This is a genomic window from Methanosphaera cuniculi (genome assembly GCF_003149675.1).
Classification (GTDB): Archaea; Methanobacteriota; Methanobacteria; order Methanobacteriales; family Methanobacteriaceae; genus Methanosphaera; species Methanosphaera cuniculi.
Map to the genome: position 1 here is coordinate 13220 of NZ_LWMS01000010.1, position 17091 is coordinate 30310.

Consider the following 17091-nt stretch of genomic DNA (forward strand, 5'->3'; position numbering starts at 1 on the left):
TTTCATAATATTTAAAAATTAATATCCACTAAAAATTGAAAACTTTTTAAATTGTTAGCATGCACCACAATTATAACAACCTTCCTCCTCACACCATGGTGTTACTTCAGAGTTTTGCATTTTTTCATACTCACTTTGAAGATATTTATCTGATATTCCAACATCTATTTCATACCATGGGAATTTAGTTATACCATCAACTTTCACCTGATTAATATTATTTGCAAGTTTATACCAGTCACGGAATTTTAGTTGATCTGATATTTTAAGAATATTATTAAGCTCTCCTCCACCATTTGAAAGTACATATTGTATTGTTGCACGACGTAGAGATTCATTTTTATATCTGAATTTTAATCGTGGAGAATATTTCTTAAATTTCTGGTATAAATCATCATAATCAAATGGCATATACTGAAGTGGAGTATGTGGTTTTGGAATAAGTGGATTAATACTTGTTTTTATTGTATTATATCGTACACCACGACTAAGTATTCCCCTAAGATAATTAATTAATTCCATCACAGTATCTGTTGATTCACCTGGTGTACCAAGAAGTAAATACATTTTAACTTTAAATTTAAGATCAATTGCCCGATCTATTGTATTAATTATCTGTGAATCTGTTATTGGTTTATTTAATTTTAAGCGTTGAGAGTATATGGTTTCAGGTGCTATTGTAATTGTTTTAAGTCCATTTGATCGTAATATTTCAAGAAGTTCATCAGATATTGATTCAATACGTAGAGATGGTGTTACTATATCAAATCCTTCCTCAGATAAATTCCAGCATAAATCCTCAATTTTACTATAATCACTTACAGCTTCACCTAATAATGCTACTCTATTATGTCCTGTTGCATGACGTGTTTTAAGTGCTGTATCTATAAGTGTATCAAGGTCAACTTCTCGTCTTGGACGATACATACATCCACTCATACAAAATCTACATCCACGACTACATCCACGTGATACTTCCATCATAAATGTATTATCTCCAAATGCTGGCATGAATTTAGGATTATCTGTCTTTGTTACTATCTGATATATTGGTCTCCATGCATCTTTCATGCTTTTTATTTGCTGTTTTTTTGCAGGATATCCTGGCTTATACACACCTGGTATGTCAAGAAAGTCAAATATATCGGCACGTGGATCATTTGTATCACTTCTAACATCTATTATTTCATCAAGTACTACTTCTCCATCTCCTATTACAAATAGATCTATGAATTTTGATATTGGCAGTGGATTTGATGTTGCACATGGTCCACCTGCAATTACAAGTGGATCTTTTGGTCTTCTGTTTTTACTTTCAAGTGGTATATTACTTTTTTTAAGCATCTCAATCATATTTAGATAGTCTTCTTCAAATTGTAGTGTGAAACTTACAATATCAAAGTCAGCTAAATCAGATCGAGTTTCAATACTTTTAGCTTGTGGATATATTACACGTTCACAGTAGATATCTTCTCGTGCATTAAGAAAGTCATATATTATCTGATATCCAAGTGATGACATAGCAACTCTATAAACATTAGGATAACATGATGCAACTCGTGTTATTACTTTTCGTGGATTTTTTATAACTGTATTATACTCTTCAATCATTAGTTAATCGTATCTCCCATTTTTTGTTTATTTTTTATTTTCTTCTATTATTCTATTTTTTATTTTATATGAATTTTTAAGTATTTGATCAAGTATTTTTTTTAGTTTGTGTATTTCATTTTCATTTAGAGATTCACATACTTCTTTTTCCCATTGTGTATCAAGATTTAATATGTGTTTTACAATTTCTGCTCCATCTGATGTTAGTGTAACAAAGTTTTGTCGTCTGTTGTTTTTGTCAATTTCTCGATGTATTATATTTTTATCTTCAAGGCGTCTTAGTGTTCGTGCAACAGCTCCTGGTGTTAAGTAGAATGTGTCTACTAGTTCATGTTGTGTTAGTTTTCCTTTATGATATATTTCCATTAATATTGGAAATTCTCCTGCTGATGTATTATAATCTTTTAGCATATGGTTTAAATAGATGTAGTGTTGACGATCAATTATTGAAAAGAATGCTATTAATTCTATATTATCCACATTATCTTCTTTTTTCATATTCTTTAATACACATCCTTATTGTCGTTATTTTTTGGTAATTACTTATTAGTTTTATTTTTTATTATTTTATTATTTTATTATTAATTGTATATTAGTCTAAAAAAAAAGTTGAGATATGGAATTTTTATTAAATTTATAAAAAAAAATTAAAGTAAAAGAAGGTGGAGAAGTTGGATTTAAAGGTTCTATTTTTTTCCCTTTTTTTTATGTATATCCTTCTAGTTTATCAATTTTTTTGATATATCCTTTAAATACTATTAGTCCTAGTAGTGATCCTAAAAATGCTCCTATTGCAAGTGATAGGTATGCTCCATCAGGTCCCATATTTAATGTGAATACAAGAATATATATTGATATTAGTATGAATAAGAATTCTCTGCATGTTGTAAGTATGAGTGATATTACACCTTTTCCCATTCCTTGGAATATGAATGAACAACATAATCCTATAGGTAAAGCCAGTAAGAACAAACATAATATTCTTAGTGCATCTGTTATTATTGAACTTAATCCTGCACTTGATGATGTATAACTAAATAGTAATGCTAGTTGTGGTGCAAATAATTCCATTAATATTATAAGTATTATAACAAGTATCATTGATAATTTTATTGAATAGTTACATATACTATCTACACGTTTTATATCACGTGCTCCATATGCTACTCCTGATACTGTAATTGCTGCTGTTGCAATTCCTACAGGTACCATCATACCTACTTGTATGATACTCATTGCAGCTGAAAATCCTGCAACTGTTGCTGTTGTTGATATCATTGCAAGTACTGCATTCATAATAATTGTTATTAGTGATATTATAAGTTGTTCAATACTTCCTGGAATTGCTACTGCTATTAATTGTTTTAAGATTGTTTTGCTAAATTCAAATTCACTACGTTTTACATCAACATATGTGTCTTGTTTTATTAATATCCAGTATAGCATTAGTATTGTTGCAACTAATGCTGAGAGTATTGTTGCTATTGCTGCACCTATAACTCCCATATTTAGTGCGTATATGAAAATTGGATCAATTATTATATTTATTATTCCTGTAAGAATTAGTGCTATTGTTGCTCGTTTAACATCACCTTCTGCTCTTAGTTGGCTTGAGAGTATTCCATTAAATATTAGTGTAAATGATCCTATGATTATGATTGATGCATATGGTATTGCATAATCTAGTACTGCATTTGCTCCCATTACTATTAGTAATTCTTTTATGCATGGAAGTAGTATTGCTGGTATTATTATTGAAAGTATGAGGGCTATTATTATTCCATGTATTGCACTATTTGATGCTTGGTGTTTATTTTTAGCTCCAATATATCTTGATATTAGTGAGTTTACCCCTGCTCCAAATCCATTTGCTATTCCACCAATTATAATAAATATTGGTGTTACAAATCCAATAGCTGCTAGTGGATCAGCTCCTAATCCTGATATCTACCCTATCTACCATATTATATACCATATTTAAAACTAATGTAAGTATTAAGGGCCATGCTATTGTTTTTAGTGCTATTTTTGGATCACCTTGTATTATTTCAACTTTTGAATTTTTTTCTGAATCATTCTTTTTCATGTTTTGATTCAAATTATCTTATTCTCCTTTGAAAAGATTATTTTTTTTCTATTATTTTATAATAATTATAATAAATGTTGTTTAGTTAATAATTTAAATATAAACATTTTACATGTAAACTATTTAATTGTAAACTATCTTATATTTTTACAACCAATCATATATAAAAGTATTCATTAAAATAATACTAAAAACAAAAATAACAAACAGAATAAAAAAAAAAGGATTGATCAAAAAAATGCAATATGGAGCAAAAAGAGTATTAGATATTAACCTCTCCCAAGTAAGAAAAATGTTCGAACAAGCAAGTCCAACAGCAATAAATCTAGCACTAGGAGAACCAGATTTTGACACACCACCACACATAATCGAAGCACTAAAAGATGCACTAACAATGGGCGAAACACATTACTCACAAAACAAAGGACTACCAGAACTTAGAAAAGCCATAGTACAAAAACTTAAAAAAGACAACAACATAAACACCACAATGGACGATATAATAGTAACAGTAGGAGCAAGTGAAGCACTATACTCATCAATAAATGCACTAATAAACCCAGGCGATGATGTACTAATACCAGATCCAGGATTTCTATCATACCAAGAAGTAGTAAAAATAGCAGGAGCTAATGCAATACCTGTTAAAACATACCCTGAAAATGGATTTAAAACAACAATAAAAGATGTAGAAAATAGCCTAACAGAAAATACAAAAGCTATAATCATAAACTCACCATGTAACCCAACAGGTGCAGTTATCGAAAAAGAAGATGTAAAAGCAATATCAGATCTAGCAGATGATAAAGACATAATCATAATATCAGATGAAATATATGAAAAAATAATATATGATAAAAAACACTACAGCTTCCAAGCATACACAGATAATGCAATAACAATAAATGGATTTTCAAAATCATATGCAATGACAGGACTAAGAATAGGATACCTCTCAGCAATACCTGAAATGATAGATGAAATACTAAAAATACACCAATATAATGTTGCATGTGTAGATACACCAACACAAATAGCAGCAACAGACGCATTAGTTAAATCACAACAATGTGTAACAGATATGGTAGCAGAATTTAGAAAAAGACGTGATCTTGTTGTAAAATCATTAAATGAAATGGGACTTGAATGTATACGTCCTGATGGAGCATTCTATGTATTCTTTAAATGTGATAATCCTGATGAATTTATACAAAAAGCACTAAAAGAAGATGTAGTATTAGTTAATGGAAATGCATTTGGTGATATGGGAGAAGGTTATATTAGATTATCCTATGCACAAAGTTATGATAACTTAGAACGTGCAATGAGAAGACTTAAAAAAATAGTAGAAAACTAAAAAACTTAGTTTTTTATATATTCTCCCCCAATTAGACTACCTTTACTTTTTTTTAATTCCAACCTACAAGTTTATCTGATATTTCACCAAGTTTTTTAATAATATCTTCAGTTAACTGGATATTTTCATTATATGTATCAATCTTATCTTGATATAATACTACTAGTGGTAGACATTCATCAAAAAAATCACTATCTAGATATTGTGATCTGTAAAATTTAAGTGTTCTTTTGTTTGATGAAATTTCACGTTTACAATGATCTATATAATTATTTAAAGCATCAATTTCATTTAAAGCATCTACTCTTATTTGAACATAGTTTTCATATGTTTCACCTATATTTTCTTTAAAATATTGTGGTAGATCATCCTCTGTAACATGAAAATCCTCCACACTTTCTATGATAAAATTATTTAAACTTTCATAAAAATTATCATAACCCATCTTTGAACGTGTAAGTTCCTCATTTTCTTTTTTAACCTTACTTAACTGTTGAGTTTCAGATTTTATCTTTTGTTCAATTTCCTTTTTAGCTTTAAGTAGAAAAGTTTCCTCACCATTTGACATAAGGTATTCTACCTCCCCTTTTTATTATTTGATTAAAAAAAATAAATTTAAATAAAAATATTATTAATTTAATGTTCTAATTAATATGTATGTAATTATCTAGTATATAAAAAAAATAGCATAAATTAAAAAAAAAATAATCTTAATATTTAAAATCATAGATTAAATATCTAAAAATTAGTATTAATGTTAAATAATTATTATAGAAATAGTTTTTAAGCGCCGAGGCCGGGATTCGAACCCGGGTGGAGATCTCTCCAGTGGCTTAGCAGGCCACCGCCGTACCAGGCTGGGCCACCTCGACATATAAAATTAAGTTTTTGTTATAAATAAAAAGCTATATTATACTATATTGTTTATAATATATAAAATTAACTGATATAGTTTTATAATATACATATTATTTTTACAAGCATGTAATTGGATGGACATACCTCATAAATATAAGTTATCTATATTCATAGCTCCACCCCGCGGATCCTCGAACATCAGTTGTCCAAAACAGAGCTGCTTCTTTCCAGACCTGACCCGTTCAATTGATTAAGATAGTTTAGTTTAACCCTCCAGTTAAACTTCCATCACCGCTAATCCCAAGGGACGAAGCTTCTACGCTGCAAATATAGGCTTATAAGTATTTAATATGCCTCTCCAAAAACTTCGGTCGCTCCATATAGAGGATTTGAGCTGATAAGAGACCACTAACCTCCCGACCTAGCTTAATTATAATATATATAATTTAGTATTTATAAAGTTTTTGTATTTAAAAATAGTAATAATTATTTATCAAAAGAATTATTTTTTTTATAAAAAATAGTAATTTAAGTTTATTTTATAATAAAAAGGTGAGTAGAGAAAATTTGTTTAAGGGGAGATTAGGTTTTGAATTTAATCTCTTTTAAGATCCTTTACATCTTCAATGAATAAGTCTAAAACTTCATCACGTAATCCTTCTACAAATTTAAGAGATCCTGCAACTTCGTGTCCTCCACCATCTACTCCTGCTTGTGGAAGTTCTTCTTGTATCTTTGTAATTACATTATTTAAGTTGAAATCAAAGTCATTTTTAATAGTTTCAGTTGCTCTTAGTACTGCAAAGTCAGGTCCATTTGCAAGTGTCATAATAGGTTTATCTTCACCTTTTTCTTGTACTAATTTATCATGTACATATCCTGTGGTTTTACCAGGTGCTGGGTATGTGAATTTATGAGCATATTTTTCAACATCAAGTCTGTTAAGTTGAATTCCATTATCAAAGTATACTGTTTCAACATTAGGAAGTGCTGCTTTAAGTTGTGTGTCAACTCTTTTATCAGATTCAGACATTAATACATCAAGTAGTTCTTCTTGACGTTCACGATCTTCAAGTCCAAGTAGTGTATTCATAATTCCTCGACCATTATTAAATCTTAGGAAGTATGCTTCAAAGTCTACACATGTTGATACACGATCAAGATCTTCACGTGAATATCCAAGTTCTTCTGCAATTTCAAGGTATTGATCTACTTCATCACATTCAGCATGATCTCCAACTGCTGCAATTGCTGGGAAGTGTCTTATTTTATCACGTACATCAGGATTAATCATACCAGCAAGTTCTACTGCTAATGCTCCTGCTGTAAGTTGTGAATCTCCACCTACAAGGTATGGATTTACATGTATATCTACATAATCATCAATTAGTGATCTTCCATCTTCTACTTCTCCTGGGTAGTGGTGATCTACAACAACTGATTCTACTCCAAATACTTTAGAGTGTCTTAGTGCTGCTACATCTTCTTCTGTAGATCCATTATCTAGTAATACTAGAAGTGGTAGTTTTTGTCCATGTCTTTCTTGATCTTCAAGTGCAAATGATAAATCTTTTACAACATCTTCAAGTTCATAGAATGGTGCTTTACTTGGTGATCTTTTAAAGAAGTGCCATTCAGCATCTGCATCATTACTTTCTTCACGAAGTAATGGTAGTACTGCTTGTTCTACTGCTATTCCTGAACATATTCCATCAGCATCTGCATGGTGGCGTACGAGAATTGATCTTCCATCAAGAATTGCACGTCTTATTGCTTTTGCTGCAGCTGCAAGTTTTGGTCTGAGTTTATCAAGTACTTCTGATTCTATCATTACTGATGTATCAGGTGATTCAGCTTTTTTATCTACAGCCATATCAATTGCTCGTCTTACAGCTTCTTCTTCATCTTCAGGTAGTTTTTCAATTGATTCTGATTCAATTTGTATTTTACCACTATGGAGTGATACTTCACCTAGTATTTCTACAACATCTTCAACTTCAAGTTCAGGATACATTCGTACACCTGGTTCATTGAATGCTGCTGCCCATGTTATGTCTGTTTCATCACGTAATGTGAATATTGTAGGACCACTGGTTTGTTGTATTTGTATGATTTCTCCTTGTACTGCAACATTTCGTCCTATAAGATCTTCTGTTAGGTCTTTGACTTTTGTTTTTTTAACGCTGCGTTTTACTGGTACTTTTTCATAGTCATTACCATAGCGTGTTTTTGAATAGCTTAAATCTACATCCATTTTTCCTTTATGTGGTTTAATTTCTGAGATTTTTACAACTATTTTATCTCCAACTTTTTCTTTTGGATTACGGGTTCTAAGTAGTCCATATACACTTTTACTTAGACTTACAAAAAAACCATATTTTTCTACTCTGGTAATAACTCCCTCATAGTCACTTCCGATTTCAAGGTCTTCTATTTGACATGAAGGATTAAGTACATATACCATTGGCTTTGTATATGTAGTTGTTTTACTCATGTTGTTTTACTCCTATGTTTTTAGCTTTATTTTTCATAAGTAAATTCTCTTTTTTTTAGCTTATGAATTTGTCTAAATGTTGTTTTTCTAAATTGTTACGTTCAATAGTATATTGTGATGTGTTTTGTATTAGTTGATTAGATTTTTTGAAGTGTTCTTTTGATGATTGTAAATTATTTGAATTTACATCACCTATTCCTTTTTGTATTTCTTCAAGTGATTGTATTTTTAAATCTATTTCTTCAGTTGTATGTTTAAAGTACTCAGTTAGTATACTGTCGTTTTCTTTGATTGTTTTATTTAAAGCTTTTTGGGTACTATATCGTGCATTTTCATAATATGTCATTGTGTTATTGATCTTATCTGATGCTTCTTGATATTTTTGTTGATTTATATTATCTGTAATTTCATTATAGTTTTTATTTCCCTGTTGTAGGTTATAATTTATTAATGGAATTTCAGCATCAGCTTTATTTATACTGTTTATATAAAAAAGAGCAATAATAGCAAGTACTATTATAATACAGGATATTATGGCTTTTTTATTCATATAATCAATTCCATAACTAATTAGTCTAAACATTTAATATATTTGTTGATTTTACTTAAAATATTTAAATATAATTAAAATATTATTTATTTAATAGTTATGGTTGATAAAAAGGTGTATATTTAACTTGTAGGTTATTTGAAGTACTTTTAATATTTGTTTTAATTTTTATTTTTTCATCTTATATTTTTTTTTGATAGTTTAATAGCATGATAAGTTAGTATAAATAAAAATTTCTTTAAGAAAAAATAAGTTTTAAAAATTGGAAGTTCATATTTTTTTTAGATATTTTTCATGGTGGGTATTAGTTGTGTGGTTTCTTAATTTTATTTTAAAAAAAATAATTTTGTGGTTAAAAAAAAATTATATGTATTAAATGATTTATCAAAAAAATTGTAATTATTAATTATTATAGATTTTTATTTTACCTTATTTTTGTTATAAAAAGGTGGAATTTGTAGTAATTAAAATTAAGTTTGGTCTATGTTAAATAGAAAAATAGGATAAGTAATAAATCTAAATATTCTTCTATTTTTTCCTCTAATTTTAATTAAATTCCAATCTTAAGAATATAAAAATCAACAACTAATAAAAAAAAACGACAACTAAAAAAATATCCTAATATTAATTAATTTTCCTAAAAAATAGGTTAATAAAATATTAAAATTAATTTTTTTTGGTCATTATATTTTTACAATTAATAATATAGAAACATGTTATATATATAAGTTATGAAATTTAAGGATATATATAATTATTTCCATAAATATACTAAAATATACTTTAAAATAGATTAAGTAATTTTTAATAACTTTTTTTGAAAATACTGAAAAAATAGGGATAAAAAGAAAAAAACTTCCCTTTCACATCCTTAATAATTAATCACTTGAATTATAAAATTCACACACACCAACAAACGGACACATATCATGCTTAGGACTAATAGGTCTACAAATTGTCTGACCAAATTGAACCATTAAATCATTAATAGGAATCCAATAATCCATAGGTACAATTTCACATAAAACTTCTTCAGTCTCCTCAGGAGTTTGAGTATGAACAAGACCAAGACGATTAGAAATTCTATGAACATGCACATCAACAGGTATAGCTTCTTTATCAAAACCAAATACCATAACACAATTAGCAGTTTTACGACCCACACCTGGAAGTTTCATAAGCTCATTTACCGTATCAGGTACAACTCCATCATATTCATCAATTAATATTTTTGAAACTTCTTTTATACGTTTTGCTTTAACATTATAAAATCCTGCACAATGAACAAGCTCTGCTATCTTATCAACAGGTGCATTTGCAACATCCACCATTGTTGGATATACACTAAAGAGCTTATCTGATGCTTGATCTGTATTCTCATCACGTGTACGTTGTGATAAAATTGTACGAATAAGAACACGATATGGATCCATATCATAAAATGTACGCCTATTATACATAGATTCTAATGTATCTACAATATCAATGATTTGATCTTCTGAAAAATCACCTATCATACTACTTTTAACTACCATTAATAATCACCATTCTCCACTAGTTTCTTATTGTGTTATTTGATCCATTACTTCAAGGAAATTTGGGAAAGATACATCATAACATGCTGCATCTTGAATTGTAATATGTCCAATTTTAAGACCAAGAACATAAAATGCCATAACCATCCTATGATCAAGATATGAATTTACAATACCACCTGTAGGTTTTCCACTTATTTTAAGACCATCCTGGAATTCCTCAACATCAACACCAACTGATGCTAATTCAGCTGCACAATTATGAACACGATCTGTTTCTTTAAACCGAGCATGTTCTACTCCTGTTATTGTTGATGATCCATCAGCAGCTGCCATTAAAATTGCAACAGTTGGAAGAAGATCAGGTGCATTAGCAAGATTTATATCAAAAGCTTTTAAATTACCATCACTTTTAATATGTATTTCAGTTTCTGATACTTCAACTTCAGCTCCCATACGACGTATAATATCAACAATTACCTTATCACCCTGCATTGAATCTTCATAAAGATTTTTAATTATAATATCTGATTTAAGTAGAGCTGCTGCTGCTATCATGTATGATGCTGATGAATAATCACCTTCTATTGTATAATCTGTACATTCATAGGTTTGTGGCTCTATGTAGTATGATGAGTATTCAGGCTGATTTGATGTATCATATTCAAAGTCTATTCCAAACTTACTTATTACAGATAATGTCATGTTTACATATGGTTTAGATACAAATTTTCCTTTAACATTTAATGTTACAGGACGTTTTGCATATGGTGCTGCCATTAGTATTGATGATATAAATTGACTACTTACATTTCCCTTAATATCTGTTTTTCCACCATCAAATCCACCTTTTACAATTATTGGTGGTGTTCCATTATTTTGTGATGATACAATTGTAACACCAAGATTAGTTAAAGCATTTATTAGATATTGCATTGGTCTTGTTCTTAGTGATTCATCACCTGTAAATATTGTGTAGTTTGCTCTTGGTGCTATTGCTGCTACACTACTTAGTATTCGTACACTGGTACCTGAGTTTTTAACATCAATCACATTTTCAGGTGTTCTGATATATCCAGCTGTTCCTTGAACTATACATTTATCAGGAAACCTTTGAAATAATGCACCAAGCTTCTCACAAGCTTGTAGTGTTGCAAGAGTATCCTCAGAATATAAAGGGTCACGTAAAATAGATTGACCCTCAGCCAATGCTGCTGCAATAAATGCACGATGTGAATAACTTTTTGATGCAGGTGCTTTAATTTCACCACATACTTTATCTACTTTTTCAACTTGTAAATCCATAATATATTACCTTTTCATATTTTTTTAAAAATTTATTTTATTATTATTATTTTTTGGGGTGTGTAAAATTTTTTTTCTTTTATATCTTCTTTTATGTTTTTAATAGATTCTATATATTATCATTCTAAAAAAAAATAAGTATGTAAAAAAAAAATTAGTTACTTTAAAAAAAAGAAGGAAAAAAAGAAGAGTATAAAGATTAAAAGTTTTTTTTTAAATTTTAACTTCTATTCCTTATTTTTGAACTTCTAATAATACATTCATATTAGGAGTTTTAAGAATATCCACAACTTCCCCTGTTTTACTTACAAGTTCTGATTCTTTAGTTATATGTTCATCTGTAAATGCAACATCATCAACTACAACAACACGACCATCAGATTCTAGTTGTTTTTGAATCTCTGATGGATCAGTATTTGCAATATAATCTATGATTTTCTTTGCATTTTGTTTAAATTCAGGACCAATAATACTCATAACTGGTTCTACACTTATAACTTTTTCATTTAAGTCAGGTTTTCCACTTGATACTGATATATTTTCAACACGATTAGTATTTTTAATATCATCAATTGTAGCTTCTACTTTTTCTACATCATCTGTATATATATTTACAATACTAAGTGGCTGATTTAATGCTATTCCATGTGATGATTTATAACGTCTTAATTCATCAATAATATCAATAGCATAGTTTCCAATAAGTTCTACATCATCAGATATTAATTCTTCTTGTATTTCTGGCCATCCACCAATATGTAATTGTTCTGATTCATTACCAAGATATGAATTCACTGTATCAGCAAAGAATGGTGTTATTGGAGCCATGAGTTTTAGTACTGTTTCTATTGTGTGTTTTAGTGTGTATTTTGCATCAGGTGTACTTGGAAGATCTTCATATAACCGGTATTTTACAGCTTCAATGTATTCATCACAGAAGTCATGCCATACAAAGTCATATATTGCTTGTTCTGCTTTTGCAAAGTCATATTCTTCAAATGCATCAGTTACAGTTCTATTTAAACGGTTAAGTTTTGATAGTATCCATTTATCAATGATATTATCACCAGTTAAATGATCTGGTATTTCACCATCTAAGTTCATGTTAATAAATCTGAATGCATTCCAGAATTTACGTAGGAATTTATATGCATGTTTTATATCTTTCCATCCAAATGGTACATCTGATCCTGGTGTACTGTTTGCTGACCATAATCTTAGTGCATCTGCTCCATATTCATCTATTACTTCTTCTGGTGCTATTACATTTCCTAGTGATTTACTCATTTTATGTCCATCTTCACCAAATACCATACCATTTATTACTATTTCATCAAATGGTTTTACATCAGTTAATGCATAACATCTAAGAATTGTATAAAATGCCCATGTTCTTATAATATCATGACCTTGAGGTCTTAATGTTGCAGGATATATTTTTTCCCATCCAGGATTTGGCCAGTCTGCTATTGTTAGTGGTGTTATTGAACTATCCATCCATGTATCTAGTACATCTTCTTCTGCTATGAATTCATCACATCCACACTCAGCACATACATGGTCTGGTTTATCTATTGTTGGATCTACTGGTAGTTGCTCTTCTGATGGAAGTACTACATGATGATGATCTTTACAATACCATACAGGTATTGGTGTTGCAAATATTCTTTGTCTTGATATGCACCAGTCCCAGTCCATGGAATTTGCCCAGTTTTCTAGTCTCTGATACATGTGTTGTGGAACCCATCTCATTTGTTTTGCTTGATCTATAATATCTTGGGTCATCTTATTTGCTGCTACAAACCATTGTTTTTTAGTCATAATTTCAATAGGTGTTTTACATCTCCAGCAAAGTCCAACATTTTGGTCAACTTCTTCTTGTTTTATCAGATAACCTGCTTGTTTTAGATCTTCAATTATTTCACTGCGACATTCTTTAATTGTCATTCCAGCATATTTTCCTGATACATCAAGCATATCACCTTTTTCACTTATTGCATTAATAACATCAAGGTTATATTTTGTTACCCATTCAACGTCTGTTTTATCCCCAAATGTACAGATCATTACAGCTCCAGTACCATATTCTGGGTCTACTGATTCATCTGTGATAATTTTAACTTCACGTTCATATAATGGTAATGTTAATGTTTTACCATGTAAATTCATGTATCGTTCATCATCAGGATGTACAACTACAGCTACACATGCACATAAAAGTTCTGGTCTTGTTGTTGCAATTGTTACATGTCCATTTCCATCTGTTGCTGGGAAATTTACATAGTTTAATTTTGTTACATTATCTGAGTATTCTACTTCTGCAAATGCTATTGCTGTTTCACAACGTGGACACCAGTTTATTGGATGAATATCCTGATATATCATATCTTGGTCGTATAATTTTAGGAATGATAGTTGTGTTCTCATCTTATTTTCAGGAAGCATTGTAATATATTCATGATCCCAGTCTTGTGAGTACCCCATTTTACGCATTTGTAGTCTCATCTTTTCGATGTTTTCATGTGTTAGGTCTATACAGTATTCCCGGAATTTTTCACGTGATACATCATTTTTCTTAATATTATGAATTTCTTCTACTTTTACCTCTGTTGGTAGTCCGTGACAATCCCATCCTTGTGGGAAGAGTACATCATAGTTGTTCATACGTTTGTATCTTGCTATTATATCCATATATACCCAGTTTAGTACGTGTCCCATGTGTAGTTTTCCTGTTGGATATGGTGGTGGTGTATCTATTATGTATGTTGGTCTGGTTCCATCACCTATGAATCTGTATGTTTTTTTATCTTGCCATAAGTCTTGTAATTCTTCTTCCTTGGTATGATCATAATCCTTTGGAATCTCATTATTACTCATCTTAAAGTATGTCTCCTAAAATTTAATTATGTTAAATTTTTATAAATTTTATTATTTTTTTTTTAAAAAAGTTTAGATTTTATTTGTTTTTTTTTAGTTTATTTTTTTTTCCTTGTTAAATAGTAGTTTCTTGTTTGTTATATGTGGAATTTTATATATATAAAAAATAAAATCTTTTTTACTAATTATTATATATTTATGTTAAAAATAGAATATTAAATTTTATATACCAAAGATAGGTTTTTTTTACCATATAAAAAAAAGTGTAAATATAGGGGGGAGAATATTAGTAAATAGATAAATTCTATGATCTGATTTTTTAGATTACATTATCTATTGTATCTTTAATTACTTCTAATATTTCACTATTTGGAACTGTTTTATAGTTTTCTTTAATATTTTCATGATATGTATCCACATTTTTAAGGAAATTATCTAGTATATTTTGTGTTATCATGTCATGATGTTCACCATAGCCAAGTCTATCTATATATATTGCATTTAATATTTGTTCAAATTGCTTATTTACAGGTATACTTAGTACTGGCTTTTTAAGTTCTAATGCTTCTGTAATAAATGAAAATCCACCATTTGCAATTACACATCTTGCATCTTTAAGATCCTTATATAATATTTCCTCAGTAAAAGCACGGAAAAGTAAGTTATCTTCACGTTTATCTTCATGGAAGCCATATATTCTAAATTCTATATCAGAGTTTTTCTTAAGAAGTTCTATTAATTTTTCATTAGAATCACTTGTCTGATATACGAGAATGTAATCTTTTTGTGTTGGTTTTAATTTCTTAATTTCCTCACGTACTAGTGGTTTTATATATTGTGTATCTTTCACATCCTTTAGTGGTGGATAAAAGTATGAATAGATAAGAGTTTTTTTAGCTTTCTGAATAAATGCATGAACTACAGCTTCAGCAAATATACGATCTTTCATATATTTAGAAGATACTTTATATCTTGCATCTGTTATTACATGCATATTATCAAGACTAATAAGTGGAATATTTAATATGTGTGAAAGTAAATTTGCATAAAATTCAAAATCTGACACAACAACATCCGGCTTAAATTCACGTGCAAGTTTATACATCTTAGACATATTACGTTGCAGATCACTTGGTACATCACGCATATTATATGTGAATGTTTTCTTATTTTTAACACTATTATTTTCATATACTGTGTTAAATCCATTAATTTCATGTATATTATTAAACTTAGTACATAAGTACTGATATGCTCGATCACTTGCAAATACTATTACATCATAATTATTTTGTATTAAGTATTCTATTACTATTGCACTTCGTATTGCATGACCAAGTCCTTCACCACATAATGAGTATAATATTCTAGGGTTACGTTTAAGTTTTTCTTTTTCATGACCAAATGTATAATTTATATCATCTAGTGTAACTTTATTTCCAGCTAATTGTTTTGCTGTACTTTTTGTATATTTTAATGCAAGTGTTTTGAGTCCTTCTTCTTCAAGACGACGTGTAGATATTAAAAGTCGAGGAGTATCAAGAACTTTAAATCGACTTATCTGGGCAATACGTTCAATATAATCTGTATCTTCACCAAAATCTATTTTTTCATCAAATCCGCCTACTTTTTCATGTAATGACTTATATGTTAATATTCCATAACATCCTGCACCATGAGGTTTTCTTTTTGAAATTTGTTTTGTAAAATAATTTGCAAATTCATGTGATAATTCATTAATAAAACCCTTCTCTAGTGGTACTATCTGAGTTATTGCAATTCCAAGGTTATGTTGTGTAAATTCATCAATTGCACATTTAAGATAATTATCAGTTAAAACAGAATCAGCATCTAAAAATAATAATACTTCACCTGTAGCTTTCTCAGCTCCTTTATTTCGTCCAACACCAGGAAGTCCTCCATCAACAATAATACAATTATATTCCTCTGCTATTTTCTTTGTATTATCAGTTGAATTAGCATCCGCAATAATAACTTCAACATCCTTGTAATCTTGTCTTTGTATGCTTTCAAGTAGATTTGGAAGATACTCTTGCTCATTATATGTTGGAATAACTATACTAACTTTCATAGAAAAATAATTCCCTCCACAAAAAAAATTAAAAAAAATTTTTTATTATTTATATTCTATTATAATATTAGTAACTATTATAAATTAAGATTAAAAAATAATTATATTACACTAAAAATACTTATTAAAATCATTAAAAAATTTAACTTTCTTAATATTAAACAATACTACTTTACTAAAATGAAAATTATAATTTTTTCAAACATCATATATTAAATAAAAAATAATAAGTTAATAAAATAGAATTAAAAACGATTTTATTTAATTAATTATATATACATCTATAGATATACTTTATAATTACTTAATAAAGAGGAGGTTATTAA

General features: G+C 29.0%; 11 protein-coding genes, 1 tRNA gene and 1 other RNA gene. 1 reads left to right on the top strand and 12 read right to left on the bottom strand.

Annotation, left to right across the window (positions count from 1 at the left end; genetic code table 11):
- Positions 1 to 54: 54 nt before the first annotated feature.
- The 3 genes from MSCUN_RS01630 to MSCUN_RS01640 all read right to left on the bottom strand — a co-directional run bounded on the left by MSCUN_RS01630 (position 55) and on the right by MSCUN_RS01640 (position 3558).
- A complete protein-coding gene (locus MSCUN_RS01630; RefSeq protein ID WP_095609033.1) occupies positions 55 to 1611 on the bottom strand; it encodes a radical SAM protein in 1557 nt (518 codons plus the stop codon).
- 27 nt (positions 1612 to 1638) lie between these two features.
- Positions 1639 to 2109: a MarR family winged helix-turn-helix transcriptional regulator gene (locus MSCUN_RS01635; RefSeq protein ID WP_095609034.1), complete on the bottom strand. Its 471-nt coding sequence runs from the start codon at positions 2107 to 2109 to the stop codon at positions 1639 to 1641.
- A 207-nt stretch (positions 2110 to 2316) separates the two neighbouring features.
- Positions 2317 to 3558 (bottom strand): MATE family efflux transporter, encoded by a 1242-nt coding sequence (locus tag MSCUN_RS01640; protein ID WP_095609035.1) that lies wholly within the window; start codon positions 3556 to 3558, stop codon positions 2317 to 2319.
- Between the two features lie 377 nt (positions 3559 to 3935).
- Between MSCUN_RS01640 and MSCUN_RS01645 the strand changes: the two genes are divergently transcribed.
- Positions 3936 to 5054, top strand: coding sequence for a pyridoxal phosphate-dependent aminotransferase (locus tag MSCUN_RS01645; RefSeq protein WP_095609036.1), 1119 nt, complete (start codon positions 3936 to 3938; stop codon positions 5052 to 5054).
- A gap of 52 nt (positions 5055 to 5106) precedes the next feature.
- Here the strand turns inward: MSCUN_RS01645 and MSCUN_RS01650 are convergent, their stop codons facing one another.
- The 9 genes from MSCUN_RS01650 to MSCUN_RS01690 all read right to left on the bottom strand — a co-directional run bounded on the left by MSCUN_RS01650 (position 5107) and on the right by MSCUN_RS01690 (position 16765).
- The gene (locus MSCUN_RS01650; protein ID WP_095609037.1) at positions 5107 to 5622 is read right to left on the bottom strand and encodes a hypothetical protein; all 516 of its coding nucleotides are present in this window, start codon (positions 5620 to 5622) and stop codon (positions 5107 to 5109) included.
- A gap of 220 nt (positions 5623 to 5842) precedes the next feature.
- A tRNA-Ser gene (locus tag MSCUN_RS01655) sits at positions 5843 to 5926 on the bottom strand.
- Positions 5927 to 6028: 102 nt separating this feature from the next.
- Positions 6029 to 6344: signal recognition particle sRNA (gene ffs / locus MSCUN_RS01660), an RNA gene on the bottom strand.
- A 163-nt stretch (positions 6345 to 6507) separates the two neighbouring features.
- Positions 6508 to 8406: a DHH family phosphoesterase gene (locus MSCUN_RS01665; RefSeq protein WP_095609038.1), complete on the bottom strand. Its 1899-nt coding sequence runs from the start codon at positions 8404 to 8406 to the stop codon at positions 6508 to 6510.
- Between the two features lie 55 nt (positions 8407 to 8461).
- Complete coding sequence (locus MSCUN_RS01670) at positions 8462 to 8989, bottom strand: hypothetical protein (protein ID WP_146192103.1); 528 nt, start codon at positions 8987 to 8989, stop codon at positions 8462 to 8464.
- An 845-nt stretch (positions 8990 to 9834) separates the two neighbouring features.
- On the bottom strand, positions 9835 to 10491 hold the full coding sequence (locus tag MSCUN_RS01675) for an endonuclease III domain-containing protein (RefSeq protein WP_394338960.1): 657 nt from the start codon (positions 10489 to 10491) through the stop codon (positions 9835 to 9837).
- Positions 10492 to 10518: 27 nt separating this feature from the next.
- Positions 10519 to 11796 (bottom strand): 3-phosphoshikimate 1-carboxyvinyltransferase, encoded by a 1278-nt coding sequence (aroA, locus tag MSCUN_RS01680; protein WP_095609040.1) that lies wholly within the window; start codon positions 11794 to 11796, stop codon positions 10519 to 10521.
- 234 nt (positions 11797 to 12030) lie between these two features.
- Entirely contained in the window at positions 12031 to 14673 is a 2643-nt protein-coding gene (locus MSCUN_RS01685; protein WP_095609041.1) for a valine--tRNA ligase, read from the bottom strand.
- Positions 14674 to 14992: 319 nt separating this feature from the next.
- Positions 14993 to 16765 (bottom strand): MJ1255/VC2487 family glycosyltransferase, encoded by a 1773-nt coding sequence (locus tag MSCUN_RS01690; protein WP_095609042.1) that lies wholly within the window; start codon positions 16763 to 16765, stop codon positions 14993 to 14995.
- Positions 16766 to 17091: the final 326 nt, after the last annotated feature.